At 63.1% G+C, this 20,596-nt stretch carries 16 protein-coding genes; 11 read left to right on the top strand and 5 right to left on the bottom strand.

The window, feature by feature from the left end; translation table 11 throughout:
- Positions 1 to 304: 304 nt before the first annotated feature.
- The 4 genes from K6L26_RS29445 to pdxS form a co-directional block, all read right to left on the bottom strand.
- Positions 305 to 1,669 carry an aldehyde dehydrogenase family protein gene (locus K6L26_RS29445; RefSeq protein WP_076212541.1) on the bottom strand — a complete coding sequence of 455 codons (1,365 nt, stop codon included), beginning with the start codon at positions 1,667 to 1,669 and terminating at the stop codon, positions 305 to 307.
- A gap of 8 nt (positions 1,670 to 1,677) precedes the next feature.
- Positions 1,678 to 2,403 (bottom strand): gamma-glutamyl-gamma-aminobutyrate hydrolase family protein, encoded by a 726-nt coding sequence (locus K6L26_RS29440; protein ID WP_076212530.1) that lies wholly within the window; start codon positions 2,401 to 2,403, stop codon positions 1,678 to 1,680.
- A 33-nt stretch (positions 2,404 to 2,436) separates the two neighbouring features.
- The gene (locus K6L26_RS29435) at positions 2,437 to 3,810 is read right to left on the bottom strand and encodes an aminotransferase family protein (protein WP_076212528.1); all 1,374 of its coding nucleotides are present in this window, start codon (positions 3,808 to 3,810) and stop codon (positions 2,437 to 2,439) included.
- A 66-nt stretch (positions 3,811 to 3,876) separates the two neighbouring features.
- Positions 3,877 to 4,797, bottom strand: a complete 921-nt coding sequence (gene pdxS, locus K6L26_RS29430) for a pyridoxal 5'-phosphate synthase lyase subunit PdxS (protein ID WP_221852301.1) — start codon at positions 4,795 to 4,797, stop codon at positions 3,877 to 3,879.
- A gap of 180 nt (positions 4,798 to 4,977) precedes the next feature.
- Between pdxS and K6L26_RS29425 the strand changes: the two genes are divergently transcribed.
- From K6L26_RS29425 to K6L26_RS29410, 4 genes are all read left to right on the top strand, one after another.
- Positions 4,978 to 6,063, top strand: a complete 1,086-nt coding sequence (locus K6L26_RS29425; RefSeq protein WP_131828862.1) for a phosphotriesterase family protein — start codon at positions 4,978 to 4,980, stop codon at positions 6,061 to 6,063.
- Positions 6,064 to 6,088: 25 nt separating this feature from the next.
- Entirely contained in the window at positions 6,089 to 7,441 is a 1,353-nt protein-coding gene (locus tag K6L26_RS29420) for a glutamine synthetase family protein (RefSeq protein WP_234713721.1), read from the top strand.
- Positions 7,434 to 8,846, top strand: coding sequence for an APC family permease (locus K6L26_RS29415; RefSeq protein ID WP_085141685.1), 1,413 nt, complete (start codon positions 7,434 to 7,436; stop codon positions 8,844 to 8,846). Before K6L26_RS29420 ends, K6L26_RS29415 begins: the two co-directional genes overlap by 8 nt.
- Positions 8,847 to 9,003: 157 nt before the next feature.
- Positions 9,004 to 9,699, top strand: coding sequence for a FadR/GntR family transcriptional regulator (locus tag K6L26_RS29410; protein ID WP_076212526.1), 696 nt, complete (start codon positions 9,004 to 9,006; stop codon positions 9,697 to 9,699).
- Between the two features lie 12 nt (positions 9,700 to 9,711).
- On the opposite strand, the gene K6L26_RS29405 is transcribed toward K6L26_RS29410, so the two are convergent.
- The gene (locus K6L26_RS29405) at positions 9,712 to 10,371 is read right to left on the bottom strand and encodes a TetR/AcrR family transcriptional regulator (protein ID WP_019346457.1); all 660 of its coding nucleotides are present in this window, start codon (positions 10,369 to 10,371) and stop codon (positions 9,712 to 9,714) included.
- 342 nt (positions 10,372 to 10,713) lie between these two features.
- On the opposite strand from K6L26_RS29405, the gene K6L26_RS29400 reads away from it, so the two are divergent.
- The 7 genes from K6L26_RS29400 to K6L26_RS29370 all read left to right on the top strand — a co-directional run bounded on the left by K6L26_RS29400 (position 10,714) and on the right by K6L26_RS29370 (position 20,586).
- Positions 10,714 to 11,967, top strand: a complete 1,254-nt coding sequence (locus K6L26_RS29400) for an FAD-dependent oxidoreductase (RefSeq protein ID WP_076212533.1) — start codon at positions 10,714 to 10,716, stop codon at positions 11,965 to 11,967.
- Between the two features lie 68 nt (positions 11,968 to 12,035).
- Positions 12,036 to 12,491: a flavodoxin domain-containing protein gene (locus tag K6L26_RS29395; protein ID WP_076212524.1), complete on the top strand. Its 456-nt coding sequence runs from the start codon at positions 12,036 to 12,038 to the stop codon at positions 12,489 to 12,491.
- Between the two features lie 34 nt (positions 12,492 to 12,525).
- Positions 12,526 to 14,013: an APC family permease gene (locus K6L26_RS29390; RefSeq protein WP_076212522.1), complete on the top strand. Its 1,488-nt coding sequence runs from the start codon at positions 12,526 to 12,528 to the stop codon at positions 14,011 to 14,013.
- 76 nt (positions 14,014 to 14,089) lie between these two features.
- Positions 14,090 to 15,325, top strand: a complete 1,236-nt coding sequence (locus tag K6L26_RS29385) for a cytochrome P450 (protein ID WP_076212521.1) — start codon at positions 14,090 to 14,092, stop codon at positions 15,323 to 15,325.
- Between the two features lie 61 nt (positions 15,326 to 15,386).
- Positions 15,387 to 15,749 (top strand): cupin domain-containing protein, encoded by a 363-nt coding sequence (locus K6L26_RS29380; RefSeq protein WP_064895150.1) that lies wholly within the window; start codon positions 15,387 to 15,389, stop codon positions 15,747 to 15,749.
- Positions 15,750 to 15,957: 208 nt separating this feature from the next.
- On the top strand, positions 15,958 to 17,058 hold the full coding sequence (ald, locus tag K6L26_RS29375; RefSeq protein ID WP_221852299.1) for an alanine dehydrogenase: 1,101 nt from the start codon (positions 15,958 to 15,960) through the stop codon (positions 17,056 to 17,058).
- A 123-nt stretch (positions 17,059 to 17,181) separates the two neighbouring features.
- Positions 17,182 to 20,586, top strand: coding sequence for a pyruvate carboxylase (locus K6L26_RS29370; protein WP_221853491.1), 3,405 nt, complete (start codon positions 17,182 to 17,184; stop codon positions 20,584 to 20,586).
- Positions 20,587 to 20,596 lie beyond the last annotated feature (10 nt).

Raw genomic sequence — 20,596 nt, 5'->3', positions numbered from 1 at the left:
AAGGCTGGTGCTCTCGGACGAGGCGTGCCTGAACCGCTGCGGCGCGTTGAAAGAGCTTGTATTGCTTGAATGTAAGCGTCGCGTGGCCGCCTCGCCCGAGTCGAAGTACCACCTCGTGGAATCGCTCCAGCAAGCGCGGAGCGTCCATGCCGAACAGCGGAACCGTATGCTCGTCGCTCGGGCCGCCGTAGTGCGCCCAAGCCACTACGAATTGGATTATCTCCCAATCGAACTGGTCGACCACCAATGGCGCTGCACGTTCAGAATGCCCGTTCGGAATGGCCGGCATGATGGTGCCGTGGACTCAGGACGACGAGGTGTTGACGAAGACGTTCTTGATCTCCGTGTAGGCGTCAAGAGCGTCTGGTCCGAGTTCGCGCCCCAGGCCGGACTGTTTGAAGCCGCCGAACGGCGTGGTGATGCGGACCGAGGTGTACGAGTTGACGGACAACGTACCCACGGCAAGCCGGCGCGCGATTCGCAACGACCGAGCGCCGTCTGTCGTCCAGATCGAGCCGGAGAGTCCGTAGATGGTGTCGTTGGCGCGGGTGACCGCTTCGTCCTCGTCATCGAAGGCCAGTACCGATACCACGGGTCCGAAGATCTCTTCCCGAACCGAGCGGTGGTCGTCGTCGACCGGGTGTAACACTGTTGGCGGGAACCAGAATCCAGGCCCGCCGGGCACCGATCCCTGAAACAGCACCGGGGCGTCATCGACGTAGCCTTGGACGCTTTGGGCGTGCGAGGCGGAGATGAGCGGGCCCATGTGCGTGTTTTCGTCGAGCGGGTTCCCGACCACCATGTTGTCCACGACGGATTGCAGCTTGTCCAGGAACTTCCCGAGGACCGGGCGCTGCACGAAAACGCGGGACCGGGCGCAGCAATCTTGACCGGCGTTTCCGAAGACTGCGCCCACGAGGCCTTCGGCTGCAGCATCCAGATCGGCGTCGGCGAACACCAGCGACGGAGATTTACCCCCGAGTTCCAACGTCACCCGCTTGATGCTCTCGGCGGCGCGCCGGCCGATGTCCTTGCCGACGTCGGTAGACCCGGTGAACGCGACCTTGCCGATACCGGGGTGCTCGATCAGCTGAGTGCCGATTGTCCTTCCCGATCCGACGACGACGTTGAGCAGGTCTTCTGGAAGACCCACCTTGACAGCCAGCCGGCCGAGTTCTAGTGAGGTCAAGGGCGTCAGTTCAGCTGGCTTGAGGACAACGGCGTTGCCGGCCGCCAGGGCCGGCGCTACCTTCCAGGCGGCGATGCTCAACGGGAAGTTCCATGGCGTGATCAACCCGACGACGCCGATGGGCTCCCTGAACGTCATGTCGACGCCACCGGTGACCGGGATAGTGTGTCCGAGAAGCCGTTCCGGTGCCGCTGAATAGTAACGGAAGGTCGCCGCCACCCCGGCCACGGCGCCGCGCGCGTCACCGATGGGCATCCCGACGTTGCGTGCCTCAAGGACGGCGAGCGCTTCGAGATTGTTCTCTATTTCGGCTGCCAGCGCCAACAGCACCTGGCCGCGATACTGCGGTGATTTGCCTGCCCAAACCTGTTGCGCGGCAGTCGCCCGGTCGATGATCTCGTTGAGCTGCTCAGGGGTGGTGCGCTCCACCGAAGCCAGGATCTCCTCGGTGGCGGGCTCTATTACTTCCAAAATGCTCATGATTTCAGTCACTTTCGACTCTGCTGGGTAGCGCTCACAAAATCAGTGAGCGCGTGTTGGAGCTCCGCTACTTCTGGATGCCACTGCACGCCCAGGGCGTAGCGGTGCCCCGGCCACTCGATCGCCTCCGGCAGCAGATCTGGGATCGACCTCGCCGTCACGACGGCACCTTCACCGAGAACGTCCACACCCTGGTGATGATGGGAATTCACGGTTTGCAGGCCGCCACCGGCGAGACTGGCCGCATGCGTGCCCGAATCGACCTCGACATCGTGGAACGTCGCGTGGTCGAGTCGCCCCGGGCTCCGTCGATGCTCGCCGAAGCCGGCGTCCGGAAGGTGTTGGTGCAGTGTGCCTCCCGTGGCCACATTGAGAATCTGCATGCCCCGGCAGATACCGAGCACGGGAATATCGCGCTGCAACGCAGCCTGGGCGAGGGCCAGCTCGAAGGCGTCGCGCCGGGGCTCAGTGGCCTCGGTGCGGGTGTCGGACGCCGCGCCATAGGACGCGGGCACGACATCTACTCCTCCGATCAACAACAGGCCGTCGATGCGGTCAAGCACGAGACTGGGTTGTTCGACGACGTGGGCATCAGGGATCAACCCCAGCGGTACTCCGCCGGCCGCATGGATTTTGCCGAGGTAGGTTGCTGGGACGATCGCAGCTTCTTGGCTCCAGAATCCCCAACTTGCGGTTTCGAACGCCGCGCACACGCCGATGACCGCCGCGTTCATCGGACCGCTTTGCGCCGCACCGACATACGAACGTCAGCCGATCTCATCGGCGAACTCGCTTTCTACTTCGGTCAGGCAACGATCGATGATCTCGATCGCCTGCTCGGCCTCGCCACGGGTGAGTACGAACGGGGGAGCCAGGTGCAGGACGTCCCACACTCGTGTGACGAGACCCTCCTCCTGCGTGCGGAGGGCCATCTTCCGGATGAACGGATGTGAGGTGCCCCAGGCTTCGCGGGTCGTCTTGTCCTTGACGAAGTCGATGGCACAGAGCAGGCCCTTCCCGCCGCGGACGTCACCGACGGTCGGATGGCTTCGAAGTCCCTGGGCCAATTCGAAGAGGTACGAGCCCATTTCGGCCGAGCGTTCGATGAGGTTCTCCCGCTCCATGATCTCGATGTTCTTGAGTGCGGCGGCCGCGGCGACCGCGTGGCCGCCGAAGGTGATGAGATGGGCCAACGCATTTCCGTCGGGACGGAAGTCGTCGAAGATCGACGAGCGGACGGCCACGGCCGCCGCCGGTGCGTAGCCACTGGACAGACCCTTCGCCATCGTCATGATGTCGGGCACGATGCCGAAATGCTCAGCGGCGAATATTTTGCCGGTGCGGCCCCACCCCGTGATGACCTCATCCATGATCAGCAGTACGCCATAGCGGTCGCAGATCTCGCGGAGCATCTTCCAATACGTGGGGGTGGGGATGTGCGTGCCGTTGGCTGCCGAGATGGGTTCACCGATCACCGCTGCGACGTTCTCGGGTCCCTGGGTGAGGATCTCCTGCTCGACGAAGCGGGCGCACATGATGTCGCCGGCCTCACCTTCCAGACCGAAGTCGTTGCGGTAGTGGTTGGGGTTGGGTACCTTGCTGACGCCTGGCATGAACGGGCCGAAGTACTTTTCGCTGGCACTGCCGGTGAGGCTGGCCGCACCGAAGGTGGTCCCGTGGTAGGAGCCGCGCCGCGCAATGATCTTGTAGCGCTTGGCGAAACCGCGCATGACCTGGACCTGCTTGGCGATCTTCATCGCGCTCTCGACGGCTTCGGAGCCGCCTGAACAAAGGAATACCCGATCCAAATCACCCGGGGTGAGTGAGCTGATCTTCTCCGCCAGCGCAATCGCAGCCGGATTGGCCGCGTTGGAGGCGGCGGTATAGGCCAATTTTCCGGCCTGGGCAGCCATGGCGTCGCCGATTTCGGAGCGTCCGTGACCGATGGCGACGACGAACAATCCGGCCAAGCCGTCGATGTACTGCTTGCCGTTGACGTCGATGAGGGTTGATCCGCGGCCTTCGACGAAGACGCGAAGACCACCGTCGACCAGCTCATTCCATTCCAGGTCGTTGCTGTGCAGCCAGAGGTGATCGAGGGCCGTGGCCTCGAGAGCATGACGAGATTGCAGTGCTGTCATAATCAGTTTCCCTTCCAGAGAACGTGTTTCAATGTTTGACAGAGTGATTGAGAAAGTTTCGGGCCGTCACCAGCCGCGTTCGGCGAGCCGGTGCGGCTGGGCGATCTCCTCGACGTTGATACCGACCATGGCCTCGCCCAGACCGCGCGACACCTTGGCCAACACATCGGGATCGTCGTAGAACGTAGTGGCCTTCACGATGGCCGCGGCGCGCTGGGCGGGGTTGCCCGACTTGAAGATGCCCGAGCCCACGAACACACCCTCGGCACCGAGCTGCATCATCATCGCCGCATCGGCCGGGGTGGCGATGCCACCGGCGGTGAACAGCGTGACCGGCAGCTTGCCGGCCCGGGCCACCTCGGCCACCAACTCATACGGGGCCTGCAGTTCCTTGGCCGCCACATACAGCTCGTCTTCGGACATCGAGGTCAGCCGGCGGATCTCGCCGCCGATCTTGCGCATGTGGGTGGTGGCATTGGAGACATCCCCGGTGCCGGCCTCACCCTTGGACCGGATCATCGCCGCGCCCTCGGTGATCCGCCGCAGCGCCTCACCCAGATTGGTCGCCCCGCACACAAACGGCACCGTGAAACGCCACTTGTCGATGTGGTTGGTGTAATCGGCCGGGGTCAGCACCTCGGACTCGTCGATGTAATCGACCCCGAGGCTCTGCAGGATCTGCGCCTCGACGAAATGCCCGATGCGCGCCTTGGCCATCACCGGGATGGTGACCGCTTCGATGATGCCTTCGATCATGTCGGGATCCGACATGCGCGACACCCCGCCCTGGGCGCGGATGTCTGCAGGCACCCGTTCCAGGGCCATCACGGCCACCGCGCCCGCACCCTCGGCGATCTTGGCCTGCTCTGGGGTGACGACGTCCATGATCACGCCGCCCTTGAGCATCTCAGCCATCCCGCGCTTTACACGCGCGGTACCGACGTGTGTCGGCGACGGTCGGCCCGGCTGGTTATTGGATTGCGTCACGATCCATTGTTTACCGGTGTGCGGCTCCTTCGTCAAGATGGGAACGAGCCGTGCCTGGTGGGGAGCTGCCGAAGCTTGAGGATGGTGGCGTTATTTAGCTTGTTGAGCAGCGTGTTTCAGAGAAGTTACGGACGGGAGTAAGTGCCGCTTGACGGTCTTCAAAACTCCCGACATTCGAGGGTGGCGGTATTGCGTGCCCGCTGCCGGTCTGATAAAAAGGCGTTCACCGAACTCCTTTTTAGGATGGCGATGCCGATATACACAGTCCTTGGACCGATTGCGCCGACCGAGCTCGGCACGACCAGCATGCACGAGCATCTGCTGATCGACGGTCGCGTGTGGTTTGAGCCCGCACGTGAGCCCCTGCCCGAGCCGCCGACGGTCAGCATTGAGAACTTGGGATTCGTCCGCTGGAATCTGGTCAGTCTGGAAGACAACCTTGTCATCGACGACGTCGATCTGGCTGTCCACGAACTCAATTACCTGGCAACCATTCCGAACGCAGGGCTGGTCGACCTGACCAACATAGGCCTGGGCCGCCGGATCGGCGATCTCGCGGCGATATCGGAGCGCAGTGGAGTTCACGTGATGAGCGGATGTGGGTTCTACGTCCACGACTCTCACCCCGACTTTGTCGAGCAATGGAGCATTGATCAGCTTGCGGAGCTGTTGATCTCGGAGTTGCGCGATGGTGTCGAGAACAGCGGCATCAAGGCCGCACTGATCGGAGAAATCGGCACCAGTTCGCCTGTTACGCAGCGGGAGAAAAAGGTTCTCGCCGCCGCCGGCACCGCTGCCGTCGAGACGCAGGCGTCGGTGAGCATCCATCTCGAACCCCGCGGAGCCGAAGCGCTGGTTGTCCTCGATGTCCTTCTGGCCCAGGGTATTTCTCCTGATCGAGTGATCATGGGACACCTCGACGAGCACCTGGACAAGGGCTATCACGCTGAGGTCGCACAGTCTGGTGTGGCGATGGCGTTCGACACATTCGGTTCCGACTTCTATTTCAGCGGGTTGTTCAAGGATCCCACCGACCTCGAGCGGATCGATCACCTGATGCCGCTGTTGGGTGAGGGCCACGCAGAGCAGCTGGTACTCGCCTGTGATGTCTGGACAAAAGCAAATCTGAAGAGCTACGGCGGTTTTGGCTATGACCATCTGCATCGCCGAATCTTGCCGCTACTACGCGACCAGTACGGCGTCGCCGACGAGATCATCACGCAGATGATGGTGGAAAATCCCCGCCGATTGCTCGATCGGCCCTAATCCCATCGATGTAGAGGAACCAATTTTGTCCACGCAATCGCTCGACGCTTGCTCAGGCCGGCACTCGATGTACCCACCGGGAACAGCGGCCGGTCTGCAGGCGGCCATTCCCGTCGATGCCCACTCAATGGTCCTGCTCTTTCCCGACATCCACGGCAATCTCCGGGGGAAGTTGTTGGATCCAGAAGTGATCAAGTCCGAACAGGCGCTCGCAGAAGGACTTCCGACGACGGATCTACTGCTGGCGGTCGATCCGGTCGACGAGCCGATCACCACGCTGTCAGAGATGGGGCTCAAGGGCGGGGCGAAAGACCTGTTGTTGCGGCCCGACCTCGGCACGCTGCGCCCATTGCCGTGGTTCCCGGCTGCCTACCTGCTGTTGGGCGATCTACTGGAGAGCGGTGGCGGACCGTGCGGGGTCAGTCCAAGGCAGGTATTGCGCAGGGCACTCGACGCGCTCGCCGAACACGGCCTGAAGATGAAGGCGGCATTCGAATTCGAATTCCGGCTGTTCCGCCAGGGAACCTGGGAACCGGCAACGTCCGGTCTCAGCTACAGCCCGTTGACGCTGTCGAATATCTCCGACTTCATCGGGACCCTCCGGCGCTATGCCGATGAACTGCGGCTCGGCCTCTCGGTCGTGCACAGCGAGGGCGCTCCGGGTCTGATCGAAGTCAACGTCGACCCCCAGGAGGGGTTGGCGGCCGCAGACACCGCTGCGTTGCTGCGCTTGGCCGCGGTCGAGGCCGGTCGGCGTCACGGTCTGTCGGCGAACTTCATGGCGAAACCCGTTGCCCTTGAGGAAGGTTCGAGTGCGCACGTGCACTTCTCCCTGTGGGACGAAGCTGGGCAGAACACGTTGCGAGCGGCGGGAGGCAATCGTGAGGACGATTTCTATCGACGTGCAGCTTGGGGGATGCTTACCCACTTGCCAGCCCTGAGCCTGATCTATAACCCGACCATCAATTCGTACAAGCGCCTGGTTCCGGGGTATTTCGCTCCGGTCAGCGCCGCCTGCGGTCCTGACGACAGGGCATTCGCCCTCCGCGCGCTGTTGAGGGGACCGGCGTCGAGCAGGTTCGAACTACGGCGTCCCGGAGCTGACTGCAACCCGTATCTGACACTCGCGGCGATCGCGGCGTCAGTGCATCTTGGTCTCGCCGCCGAAAGTGTCCCAGACCGGGCAGTCATCGACGGCCATGACGAAGCTCTGCCCACGAGCCTTGAAGGCGCGATTGCCGAGTTCCGCCGGCGCGACGGGGCGTTGGATATGGTGCTGGGCTCCGACTTCTGTGCCCACTATCTGCAGACTCGTGAATGGGAATTGCATGCCTGGCAGAACACGGTGAGTGAGTGGGAACGGCAACGATATGCATGAGCAGTTCTCGAGAGAAGCCGACCGCCAGGACGGAGAGGAGAATCTGCGGTACACCCAGGAACTCAGCCGGAGCCTTGGCTTGTGGGGCAATGTGGCACTGTGCGTGGCCGCGATCACTCCGGCCGTCGGTGTCTTCGCCATAGCCCCGATCCTGCTGAACATGGCCGGGACCGGGGCGGTATGGGCCTTGCTCATCGCTGGGCTACTCGGCTTGTCGATGGCGGCGTGCTATGGCGAATTGGGCAGCGCCTACCCCATCGCGGGCGGCGACTACTCGGTAATTTCTCGCACTTTGGGCAAGGCGGCGGGCTTTGTGTCGCTGGTCTTCACCGGGCCGGTGTGTGCGTTCCTGATTCCCGCCGTCGTTGCCTTGACCGTTGCGACCTATCTGAATGTCGTGGTCCCTCTGGACGCGCGATGGGTGGGCGCGGTAGTCATCGCGCTGGGAACACTGATCGCGATCCTCGGGGTCCGCTTCAGTGCCCGGCTGGTCGGCCTGCTGTTGACCATCGAATTACTGGTCGTCGTCTTTGTCACGCTGCTCGGATTCGCGCAGACCCAACACTCGTTGAGCGAGGTGCTCAGGCCTACGACGTTTGGTCCTGAAGGCGCCCAAAACCTCGCAGCAGGTGTACTTCTCGCCGCCGTTGCCGTTGCGGCCTTCACATACAACGGCTTTCAAGGTGCCTTACTGTTCTCGGAAGAGACGTCCGGCGGCGGACGCAATATCGCGCGCTCGGTCTTCATCTCTTTGGGCGTGGCTGTGTCCTTCGGTGTCATCCCAGTGCTCGGCGGACTGTTGGGAGCCCGCTCGTTGGCCGAGTTCACCACCTCGGCCACGCCTTGGCAGCAACTCCTCACGGACACCGGAGGGGAAGGTTTCAATACGATTGTCAGTCTCGGGATCGCGCTGGCGGTGGTGAACGGCGTCATGGCGCTGACTCCGTACTTCGCTCGGGTTGTCTACAGCTCCGGGCGCGATTGGATGTGGCCTGGGCCGATCAGCCGAGCACTGGCAAGAGTTCACCCGCGTTTCGAGACGCCCTGGGTGGCAACCCTTGTCATCGGAGTCGCCGGGGTACTGCTGATCCTCACGACGGACGTCGAGACGATGGCAACGGTAATCGGCACGATTATCGCCCTGGAGATGATTCTGGTCGCCGTGTCGGCGATCGTGAGCAGGATCCGTGTCCCCCGATTGTCTCGTCCGTATCGCATGCCGCTGTGGCCGGCGGCGCCGACGGCGGCCATCGCGCTCTGTCTGGTGGTCCTCGCTGAGCAAACTCGGAAGGATCAGATCGCGGCGCTCGTCATTGTGGGGATGTCCCTGTTGTACTACCGGTTCTACCTGCGGCCTCGATCGGAGACGCACATGAAAATGCTGAACCCGGCGGAGTCGGACTGAGGAGCACACCGCGATGAGCGGCAATGTCGACTGGGTAGCATTGTGCGATGAGCCAGCGCGCGCGCATGGACAGGGCGAGCGGATGAGTCTGTCGATCAGCGGGATATCGTCCGGCACGGTTTCCCTTCCTCCGTCACATGTGGACGTCAATAGATATGTGGCGGACCTCGTCCGTCGTGAGATCCGCCTCGGTCTGCTGCCGCCGGGTTCGGCGTTGCCTTCGGAGCGCGAGTTCGCCGAGATGCTCGGGGTGGGAAGGACGCCGGTGCAACTGGCGTTCCGTCAGCTTCAGGCCGAAGGATTGATCGAGCGCCGGCGTGGCCGCAACGGTGGAGCCTTCGTTCGCGGTGCCGGCGAAGACGAGTCACGCTTCCACGACGTGATTGTGGAGGCTATCCGGAACCGAGACGAGATCCGCCTCGCTATGGAGTATCGGTGCCTGGTTGAACCATCGGTGTCCCGGCTGGCGAGTGAACGACACACCGCGGCCGAACTCGACCAGCTGGAATCCGCACATCAACAATTGCTCGACGCCACCGACGACGCGACCTTCATGCGAAGTGATGCGGTCTTCCACCTCACTCTCGCCCATATCACGGCAAATCCGTTCTTGATTCGGGGCATCGAGGAGACCCGGCAGTGCTGCCACCCTGCGTTGGCGCTACTGCCGGAGGGTGGAACCTTTCACGAGGCGACCATCGCTGAGCACGGAGAGGTCTTGGCCGCCGTCAGAAATCGGAAATCCGACGATGCCGAGCGTGCGATGAGCGCCCATGTGCAGCGCAGCATGTGGAGTGTGCAGAAGCTGTTGTCGACACTCAAAGACCGGCACCCGGATGAAGCCGCACGGTGAGGAGCTCCGTGATCAGGCCTGCGCGTGGCCGGCGTAGTAGTCGATGAGCATTCGGCGCGCCTCGGCGATGATCGCGGGATCCCCGTCTGGGTCGTCGATGAATGCGTACTGGAACAATCGTTCGACGGTATGGATGGCGACGCGGCAGTGTAGTTCGGTCAAGTTGTCGAATAGCGGTGCATGCTTACGAAATTGGGCATGGGTCAGCGCCGCGAGATCATCGATCGCAAGGTGATCGAGATCCCTCACCCGTTGGGTGAGATTCTGGCGCACCCACAACTCACGTATCAACGGCGTCCGGTGCTCGGCGGTGTAGACGTCGAGCAGCACGTCGACGATTTCCACCCAGTGTTCGCCGGGGCGGTTCCACAGCGCGGCATCGAGGTTCGCAGTGGACAGCCGGATGCCTTGGTAGCACAGCTCGTCAAGGACGCGCTCAGGTGATTCGAAAAACGCATAGAACGAACCGCGGCTGACGCCGCAGCGATCGAGCAAGAGAGTCGGGGAACCGACGACGGCCTCGTAGCCGACTTCCTCGACCAGTTCTGCCGCAGTGTCGAGGATGCGTTGGATCATGGACTTCGACCGCTCCTGCAACGGCCGCTTCCGCAGTCCGCCGGCGAGGTCGTGATGCCAGGCCCCCGTCAGCGGCGGATTTGCGGTCCTCGCCATTCATGCTCCTTCGCATCCGCACCGCTGCAGTCCTCCAGGTGTAACGCTATCAGGGACGCGACTGAAGTCTTGATCTACTGGCGGAAGAGCGGGCGTGTCCAGAGCGCGTGGCCACGTATCGCGCTTGTAAATGTCACGTTAAACGTCACTTACGTATGGACAAAGTGACGTGATCCACACTAACCTGGTCAATACGCGACTCAAGTCGCGTTTCCAATCTAGTTTCGTATGTGGCGTCCATCCATATCGCGGAGGGTGACGAAGATGTGTGTAACCGACGGCGGCCTTGACTCCTCGCCCGGTGCGAGTGAGCGCGGCAACATTGACCCGTTCGAGCACGGTTTGTCGGTCGCGATCGTCGGCAGCGGGCCATCTGGCTGTTATGTGGCCCAATTCCTGGCGAAACAGTGCCCGCGCGCGGCGGTGACGATCTTCGAGTCGCTTCCCACTCCGTATGGGCTGGTTCGATACGGCGTTGCTTCGGATCACCAGGGCGCCAAAGGGGTGACCAAGCAGTTCGATCGCCTCTTCGCGACTCCCAATGTGCGATTCGCCGGCAACGTGACGATCGGTCGCGACCTGCCGTTCGAGACGCTCGCCGAAGCGTTCGATGTCGTGGTCCTGGCCACGGGGTTGCCCAACGACCGCCGACTCGACGTTCCGCAGGCACCGGGGGCTCGGGTCGTCGGCGCGGGTGATCTGCTGCAAGCACTCAACAGTCATCCCCATGTGCTTCTCCGGCGCGACGCCGCTGGGACGGACGCAGCCCTGGGGCGCCAAATCGTCATCGTCGGTATGGGCAATGTGGCCATCGATGTAGCCCGGTTGGCGTGCAAGGAGGGCGACGGCCTGATCGGATCGGACATCAACGACACGTTCCGTCAGGAGGTTCTGCCGGCAACCCCATTGCGCGTCGATCTTCTTGCGCGATCGTCTGCGGCACAGGCGAAATGCGATGTGTCGATGTTGCGGGAGCTGCTGACTTTGCCCAATGTCGAGACTACGGTTTGTGGCCTCGAAACAAGTGACAGCGGCCCGATCGTGGAGGTGTTGGACGAGTTCGCCAACACCGTACAATCGAATGCTTGCCGCTCCGACCGGTTCGCACCGACGAAGCTCAACTTGCATTTCGGTGTCGCGCTCGACCGGATCGATGCGCGCAACGGACAAAGTATTGTCCATGCGAGAACCCACTGTGGGACAAGGGTTGTCGAGATCGCGGCCGACACCGTGGTCACCGCAATCGGGTTCACCGAGGGTGACGACGCCGGCGTGACATGTCCGTCGGCATCATGGTCGGGGGCCCGCGTGTACCGGGTGGGTTGGCTCAATCGGGGACCGAAAGGCACGATTCCCGAAAATCGCAAAGAGGCCCGGAGAGTCGCCGACGCCATCATCAACGATGTGGTGGACGGGCGGGTCGTGGCGGGTCGCCGCGGTTTCTCTGATGTTGAGCCAATTCTGCGCAACCGGATGGTCAGTTTCGGCGACTGGCAGAAGATCGAGACATTCGAGGTGCAGTCGGCTCCACCAGATCGCTGCCGCCGCAAGATCTCTGACATCGAGCGAATGCTCGATGTGGCAACCGCACGATGACGGCTTGCTCAATCCGACAGTAGAACTCACGTCACTTCGACGATGCACAACCACGGAAGGCAGTACGTATGAGCACAATCACGGTCCTCTTCGGAACCGAGTCCGGCAACTCGGAAATGGTGGCTGACGACATCTGTAAACAGCTTGCCCATGATGGGATTCAGGGTGAGGTGGTCGGAATGGAGGATTACCACGTCGGCCGGCTCTCAACGCAACGAACAATCATCGTCGTTACTTCCACCTATGGAGAAGGCGATCTTCCGGAGACCGCCGAGCCGTTCTTCAACGCGCTCACATCGTCCAAGCCTGACCTCTCGGCGGTTCAGTTCGCCGCATTCGGCCTGGGCGATAGCAGCTATGACACCTACAACCGTGGAATCAGGACGCTGACTCAGACTTTCGCAGATCTGGGCGCGACCCAGATCGGCGAGACGGGCTTCCATGACGCCGACAGTGGACTGGATCCATCGCAAGTGGCGCTCGAATGGCTGGCCGGACTTCCCATGCCGCAGGCACAGGCCTGACGGACATCACCGCCCAGCGTAGAAGGTCGCAACCATGAGAGAACCCACGGTGTCGTTGAAGCCGCCGAGTGCTCCAGCCAGTGCCGAGGACCGGCATGCCGCAACGTTGACGGGCAACATGAGCGTCAGTTCACTGATGCTCACCGTCCTGGCGTTCTCGGCGCCGATCGCGGCGGTCGCCGGCTTCATCCCCTTCACCATCATGTTCGGGGGGCCGGGAGCCGCCCTCATCTTCGTGCTGGTGACCGCATCTGTGCTGATCTTCGCTGTCGGATATGTGACGATGACGCGCTGGCTGCCCAAGCCGGGATCGTTCTATGCCTTCATCAGCGCGGGCCTTGGCAAGGTTCCGGGACTTGGTGCAGCGTTCCTGGCGGTAGCGGCCTACCTGCTGATGTTGAGTGGGGTATTCGTTTTTATCGGCCTGACCGTCACTGAGCTGATATCGAGTGTCAACGGACCGTCGACACCGTGGTGGCCGTGGGCCGCCATCGCCTGGGCGATCGTCAGCACGCTGTGCTACTTCCACATCGAGCTGTCGGCCAAGATCCTCAGTGTCGCAATGGTGCTCGAGGTTGCCATTGTGATGGTTTTCAACATCGGAGTGCTTGTCCACGGAGGCGGACCTGAAGGATTCAGCGCTCGCCCCTTCAGCCCGAGCGCCTTGGCTGACGGAGACTTCGGAGTGGCGTTTCTGTTCGCTGTGATGATCTTCATCGGTTTCGAGGCCACCGCACTGTTCCGCGATGAAGTCCGTGATCCCGACAGAACCGTCCCGCGAGCAACCTACGGCGCGGTCTTGTTCGTCGGCGTGCTCTACATCGTTTCTTGCTACCTACTCATCACGGCCTACGGTTCCGATGCCGTTCAGGTGGCGACGGACGATCCGAAAGGGATGTTCTCCAACGCAATTGGCAACCTGGTCGCTCCGATGTTCAGCCAGCTGACCTTCGCGTTCATCCTGACCTCCGAACTGGCGGCCGGCATCGCGGTCCACAATGTCGTTTCCCGCTACATCTACAACCTGGGTGTCGACCGATCGTTGCCCGCTTTCGTGGCCGACGTGCATCCAAAGCATCACTCCCCAGCCCGAGCGTCGACCGCGGTCGCCGTCATCGTTGCGGTACTGCTCATCCCGCTCGGATTGGGTAATCCCGAGGGAGTGGGCCTGGACGCCCAATTGTTCGGTTTGGGCACTGTCGGAGTACTCACCCTCATGTGCCTGGTAAGCCTGGCAGTGATCGTCTGGTTTGCCCGCAAAGGCGTTCGGGCAGTGTCGAACTGGTTGAAATGCTTCCTTGCGCCCGCGATCGCGATCGCAGTCCTGGTCCCCACTCTGATCCTGGCTGTGTTGCATTTCGATCTCGTCGTCGGCGGGGCCCCGGGCCAAAACGTGGGCCTGCTCCTGATCCTGGCCGCGTCGGCCGTCATCGGTGCGATGCTCGCTGTCTACTTCCGCGCCTATCGGCCCGAGATTTTCGCCGCACTGGGGCGCGCCGACACCGGTGAGGCGGACGTGTGAGGCGCCGATTCAGCACCGAGACAGCTGTGAACGCCAGGGCGTTCCACACCATCACCCAAGAGGAGGAGATAGCCAGATGACGACATCCGCACCGCAACACGACATCGCCGTCGCCGGAGCAGATCCGGGGCCGGATTGTCCGAGGACCGAAGACTATCTGCCCTGGCAGGACGAGCAGCTGCGCGTGGATCCCTACCCGTTCTATGCGCGGGCTCTGCGTGAGGCGCCCGTCTCGATCGACTGGGACGGTGCCTACGTGCTGACCAAGTACGAGGACTTGATGCACTACGGCCGGCTGCCATCGGTGGTGATTGAACCCGAGTGGGCCGAAACCGGAGCGTGGGCGATTCTCAGCGACATGGCTCTCGGCCGCGACGAGCCCGACCACACGCGGCTGAAGCGGATGACCGGTAAATGGCTGACGCCCAAGAAGATCAAAGAATGGCTCAAGCTCACCGAGGAGATCACCGACGAACTCCTCGACGAGATCGGTGAGGACGGTCTGGTTGACGGGTCAGATCTGGCGGTCGAAGTGGCCCACCGCACCATCTGCCGAGTGATGCAGGTACCCGAGGGCGGCGCGCAAGAACTACGTCGGGAGATGCGCAACGCCATGTTCGTTCTCAGCTCGGCCCGCGACCAGAGCGACCGAGACCAGTCGGTTGAAGCCCACAAATACATGCAGGGGCGGGTGCGGGAGTGCATCGAGTACAAACGGGCCCACCCCAGCGATGGCCTGCTCGATGACCTGCTGCGGCTCCAGGACACCGGTGAAATGTCCGAAGCTGAAGCATTCGCCACCGCGGTGTTCTTCTACACCGTCGGCCATATGGATGCCAGCTACCTCATGTGCTCCGGCCTCCAGCTGTTCACCGAGAGGCCAGAGATTTTCGACGCCTTCCGGTCCAATCCCGATGTGCGCGACGCCATCGTGACCGAACTCGTGCGATATGACGCACCCGAGCCGGTGATCACCAGGTCGACCACCGAGGACCTCACCATCCGAGGGGTCCATGTCCCGGCGGGAAGCCGGTTGCGCCTGATGCTCGGTGCGGCCAACCACGATCCCGACGTCTACGACAACCCCGACGAGTTCGACTACACCCGGCCACCGGAACAGTCCCGCAGCATGACCTTCAGCTTCGGAACCCACACCTGTCAGGGAAAGCTCTTGGCACAAGGCGAGATCCGAGTGCTCTGGGAGAGGATCGCGGCACGCTACTCCCGCATCGAACTCGCAGGCGAGCCGACGCTCAAGAACACCGACGCTTCGCGGCACTACTACACCCTCCCGCTGCGTCTCGTCCGATAGTCACGTCGACGCGCCCGCCATTCGTTTCAGCGCAACACAACAAGAGAAAGAGAAGATAGATATGACCGCATCGAGCCAGTCAGCTGCCGCCACCGTGCGCATTCGCGACGTCGAAGCCATCGAGCTCGAAGACTGGGGCCCGCTGCCGGAGGCCACCGGTGAGCCGATGGCCACCGAGGGTAAGAAGCTTTGGACCGGCGACGGAATCACCGAGGTCGGCATCTGGAAATGTGCTCCCGGGCCATCTCGGTGGATCTTCGAAACCAACGAGTCCATCACCGTGCTCTCCGGGAGCATGACCGCCACCGAAGACGGTGGCGAGCCCGTCGAAATCACCGCCGGCGACAGCGCGGTGTTCGCCAAGGGTTGGACGGGAACGTGGGATATCCACGACACCGTCTTGAAGGTCTACACGGTCTTCTGACCAACACAATCCCGTCTCGGCCGTGTGATCCCAGTCTGGGACGTACGGCCGAGACGGTTCCCATGTCGACAGCCAGTCTCATCCGTACCGCAGACGTCAAACGTCGTACCGGTCAGCCCTTGTCGTAGCCACCGCGCTGTGCGCCGCACGCAGGGGAACTTCCAACCGCGCTCCCGCGCACTCCGCTACCCAATTCTGGAGAAATTCTATGCGAATCGGCATTCCCCGCGAGATCAAGAACAACGAGTACCGAGTGGCGATCACCCCGGCGGGGGTGGCGGAGCTGACCCGCCGCGGCCACGAGGTGATCATCCAGGCCGGGGCCGGTGAGGGGTCGGCCATCACCGACAACGACTTCAAGGCCGCCGGCGCCGAGATCGTGTCCACCGCCGAGCAGGTGTGGGCCGAGGCCGAACTGCTGCTCAAGGTCAAAGAACCCATCGCCGCGGAGTACGCGCGCATGCGCACCGGCCAGACCCTGTTCACCTACCTGCACCTGGCCGCGTCCAAGGAATGCACCGACGCCCTGCTGGCCTCGGGCACCACCTCCATCGCCTACGAGACCGTGCAGACCGCCGATGGTGCGCTGCCGCTGCTGGCCCCGATGAGTGAGGTCGCCGGACGACTGTCGGCGCAGGTCGGGTCCTATCACCTGATGCGCACTCAGGGCGGGCGCGGCGTGCTGATGGGTGGGGTGCCCGGTGTCGCCCCGGCCGAGGTCGTCGTCATCGGTGGTGGCGTGGCCGGCTACAACGCCGCACGCATCGCCAAGGGCATGGGTGCCCACGTCACGGTGTTCGACCTGAACATCAACACCCTGCGCAAGATCGACAACGAGACCAACGCCGGCATCGAAACCCGCTACTCGTCCTCACTGGAACTCGAAGAGGCCGTCAAGAAGGCCGACCTGGTGATCGGCGCGGTGTTGATCCCGGGCGCCAAGGCCCCCAAGCTGGTCACCAATGCCACCGTCGCCCATATGAAGCCGGGCGCGGTACTGGTCGACATCGCCATCGACCAGGGTGGCTGCTTCGAGGATTCCCGGCCCACCACCCACGACGACGCGACGTTCAGCGTGCACGACACGGTGTTCTACTGCGTGGCCAACATGCCCGGCGCCGTGCCGCGCACCTCCACCTTCGCACTGACCAACGCCACCATGCCCTACGTACTCAAACTGGCCGACAAGGGCTGGAAGGCCGCCTGCGCCGACGACGCAGCACTGGCCAAGGGCCTGTCCACACACGAAGGCAAGCTGCTCTCCCAACAAGTCGCCAAAGCCCATGGCTACGAGGCTGTGTCCATGTAATGATGACGCGGGCCGGCCTCACTCCTGACGTGGTGATGAGGCCGGCCCTTCGAATGTGCGGCGTTCTCGTCGAATACGACTGGGCGCAATGCGACAACCTGAGCGAAAGTGTGCCAATCCTCGATGTTCTCCAAACTGCTGGTCGCCAATCGTGGCGAGATCGCGATCCGTGCGTTTCGTGCTGCTTATGAGTTGGGCATTGCGACGGTGGCGGTGTATCCGTATGAGGATCGCAATTCGTTGCATCGGTTGAAGGCTGACGAGTCGTATCAGATCGGTGAGGTCGGCCATCCGGTGCGGGCGTATTTGTCGGTGGACGAGATCATCCGGGTGGCTAAGCATTCCGGGGCCGACGCGGTTTATCCGGGTTACGGGTTTTTGTCGGAGAATCCAGAGTTGGCGTCGGCGTGTGCGCAGGCCGGTATCACCTTTGTGGGGCCTTCGGCTCAGGTGTTGGAGTTGACGGGGAACAAGTCGCGGGCGATCGAGGCGGCGCGGGCAGCGGGCTTGCCGGTGTTGGCGTCCTCGGCGCCGTCGTCGTCGGTGGATGAATTGGTCGCTGCGGCAGCCGATATGGAATTCCCGCTGTTCGTCAAGGCGGTGTCCGGCGGTGGTGGGCGCGGAATGCGCCGGGTCACCGATCCTGAGGCGTTGGCCGAGGCGGTGGAGGCGGCTTCGCGTGAGGCGGAGTCCGCGTTCGGTGACCCTGCGGTGTATCTGGAGCAGGCGGTCATCAACCCGCGTCATATCGAGGTGCAGATCCTGGCCGATACGGCCGGCAACGTGATGCATTTGTTCGAGCGGGATTGCAGTGTGCAGCGCCGGCATCAGAAGGTGATCGAGCTGGCGCCGGCACCGAACCTGGATCCCGCACTGCGCGAACGGATCTGCGCGGACGCGGTGGCCCTGGCCCGGCACATCGGGTACTCGTGTGCGGGCACCATCGAGTTTCTTCTCGATGAGCGTGGCCATCACGTGTTCATCGAGTGCAACCCGCGGATTCAGGTGGAGCACACGGTGACCGAGGAGATCACCGATGTGGACCTGGTGGGTTCGCAGTTGCGGATCGCGGCCGGTGAGTCGCTGGCGGATCTGGGTTTGAGCCAGGATTCGCTGGTCATTCGCGGGGCGGCGATGCAGTGCCGGATCACGACCGAGGATCCGGCCAACGGATTCCGTCCCGATACCGGGCGGATCACCGCCTACCGCTCGCCTGGCGGTGCGGGGGTGCGTCTGGACGGCGGTACCAATGTCGGCGCGGAGGTGTTGGCGCATTTCGACTCGATGCTGGTCAAGCTGACGTGTCGGGGTCGGGATTTCTCCACCGCGGTGGCGCGTGCCCGCCGGGCGTTGGCGGAGTTCCGGATTCGTGGGGTGTCGACGAACATTCCGTTTTTGCAGGCGGTGATCGAGGACCCCGATTTCCGGGCCGGGCGGGTCACCACGTCGTTCATCGATGACCGTCGGCAGCTGTTGACCGCGCACACCCCGGCTGACCGCGGCACCAAGATTTTGAATTACCTGGCTGATGTCACGGTGAACAAGCCCAACGGCGAACGCCCGACGGGGGTGTACCCGCAGGACAAGTTGCCGGTGATCGATTTGGAGGCGCCGCCGGCGGCGGGGTCCAAGCAGCGGCTGGTCGAGTTGGGGCCGCAGGGCTTTGCCCAGTGGCTCAAGGATTCGCCTGCTGTCGGGGTGACGGATACGACGTTCCGCGATGCGCATCAGTCGTTGTTGGCTACCCGGCTGCGGTCGACGGGTTTGTTGAAGGTGGCGCCGTATGTGGCGCGGATGATGCCGCAGCTGCTCTCGATCGAGTGCTGGGGTGGCGCGACCTACGATGTGGCGCTGCGGTTTTTGAAAGAGGACCCGTGGGAGCGGCTGGCCGCCCTGCGGGAGGCGGTGCCCAACATTTGTTTGCAGATGCTGCTGCGCGGGCGCAACACCGTGGGCTACACCCCATATCCGGAGTTGGTGACCTCGGCATTCGTTCAAGAGGCCACCGCAACCGGCATCGACATCTTCCGGATCTTCGACGCGCTCAACAACATCGAGTCGATGCGTCCGGCGATCGACGCGGTCCGCGAAACCGGCACCGCGGTCGCCGAGGTCGCGATGTCCTACACCGGCGATCTGTCCGATCCTGCCGAGAATCTGTACACCCTGGACTATTACCTGAAGCTGGCCGAGCAGATCGTCGAGGCGGGCGCGCATGTGCTGGCGATCAAGGACATGGCCGGGTTGTTGCGCCCGGCCTCGGCGCACCTGTTGGTCTCGGCGTTGCGATCGCGTTTTGATCTGCCGGTGCACGTGCACACCCATGACACCCCCGGTGGACAGTTGGCCACCTACCTGGCGGCCTGGCAGGCCGGGGCCTCGGCGGTCGATGGTGCGGCGGCACCGTTGGCCGGGACGACCAGTCAGCCGGCGTTGTCCTCGATCGTGGCCGCCGCGGCGCACACGTCGTTCGACACCGGCCTGTCACTGGACGCGGTCTGTGATCTGGAGCCCTACTGGGAGGCGTTGCGCAAGGTCTATGCACCCTTCGATGTTGCGGCGTCGGGTCCTCCTTTTCCGACCGGGCGGGTGTACACCCACGAGATTCCCGGTGGGCAATTGAGCAACCTGCGCCAGCAGGCCATCGCGTTGGGGTTGGGGGATCGATTCGAGGAGATCGAAACCGCTTACGCCGCAGCCGATCGGGTGCTGGGCCGGTTGGTGAAGGTGACCCCGTCGAGCAAGGTGGTCGGGGATCTGGCGTTGGCGTTGGTGGGGGCGGGGGTCAGTGCCGCCGAGTTCGCCGCCGATCCGGCCCGCTACGACATCCCCGACAGTGTGATCGGATTCCTGCGTGGCGAGCTGGGTGACCCGCCGGGGGGATGGCCCGAACCGTTGCGCAGCAAGGCTCTTGAGGGCCGGGGACCGGCCAGGCCGATCCAGGAACTCTCGGTCGAGGATGAGGCGCTGCTGGCCGCACCCGGGCCCAAACGTCAGGCGGCGTTGAACCGGTTGTTGTTCCCTGGGCCGACCAAGGAATTCGAGGCCCACCGTGAGGAATACGGCGACACCTCGGGTTTGAGTGCCAACCAGTTCTTCTACGGGCTGCGTTACGGCGAGGAACACCGCGTCGAATTGGAACGCGGGGTGCAGTTGCTGATCGGGCTGGAAGCGATCTCCGATGCCGACGAGCGCGGCATGCGCACGGTGATGTGCATCCTCAACGGGCAACTGCGACCCATCACCGTGCGTGACCGCAGCATCGCCAGCGAGGTCCCGGCCGCGGAGAAGGCTGATCGCACCAATCCCGATCACGTCGCCGCCCCGTTCGCCGGGGTGGTCACCGTCGGGGTCGCCGCAGGCGACACCGTGGAGGCCGGCGCGACCATCGCCACCATCGAGGCGATGAAAATGGAAGCCGCCATCACCGCCCCCAAAGCCGGCACCGTGCAACGCGTCGCCGTGTCCGCCACCGCACAAGTCGAAGGCGGCGACCTACTGGTAGTGGTCGACTCAACGAGGGTCTAGGGGCACAGTG

This window comes from Mycobacterium farcinogenes, assembly GCF_019739075.1.
In the GTDB taxonomy this organism is placed as follows: Bacteria; Actinomycetota; Actinomycetes; order Mycobacteriales; family Mycobacteriaceae; genus Mycobacterium; species Mycobacterium senegalense.
The sequence above is the reverse complement of the archived record's forward strand: the minus strand, read 5'-3'. Positions and strand labels throughout refer to the sequence as shown.

Bases quoted from the DNA above. Each gene is read 5' to 3' on its own strand.
- K6L26_RS29440 (WP_076212530.1), bottom strand. From the start codon at position 2,403: ATGAACGCGGCGGTCATCGGCGTGTGCGCGGCGTTCGAAACCGCAAGT.
- K6L26_RS29435 (WP_076212528.1), bottom strand. From the start codon at position 3,810: ATGACAGCACTGCAATCTCGTCATGCTCTCGAGGCCACGGCCCTCGAT.
- K6L26_RS29445 (WP_076212541.1), bottom strand. From the start codon at position 1,669: ATGAGCATTTTGGAAGTAATAGAGCCCGCCACCGAGGAGATCCTGGCT.
- K6L26_RS29385 (WP_076212521.1), top strand. From the start codon at position 14,090: ATGACGACATCCGCACCGCAACACGACATCGCCGTCGCCGGAGCAGAT.
- K6L26_RS29395 (WP_076212524.1), top strand. From the start codon at position 12,036: ATGAGCACAATCACGGTCCTCTTCGGAACCGAGTCCGGCAACTCGGAA.
- ald (WP_221852299.1), top strand. From the start codon at position 15,958: ATGCGAATCGGCATTCCCCGCGAGATCAAGAACAACGAGTACCGAGTG.
- K6L26_RS29390 (WP_076212522.1), top strand. From the start codon at position 12,526: ATGAGAGAACCCACGGTGTCGTTGAAGCCGCCGAGTGCTCCAGCCAGT.
- K6L26_RS29415 (WP_085141685.1), top strand. From the start codon at position 7,434: ATGCATGAGCAGTTCTCGAGAGAAGCCGACCGCCAGGACGGAGAGGAG.
- K6L26_RS29380 (WP_064895150.1), top strand. From the start codon at position 15,387: ATGACCGCATCGAGCCAGTCAGCTGCCGCCACCGTGCGCATTCGCGAC.
- K6L26_RS29405 (WP_019346457.1), bottom strand. From the start codon at position 10,371: ATGGCGAGGACCGCAAATCCGCCGCTGACGGGGGCCTGGCATCACGAC.
- K6L26_RS29370 (WP_221853491.1), top strand. From the start codon at position 17,182: ATGTTCTCCAAACTGCTGGTCGCCAATCGTGGCGAGATCGCGATCCGT.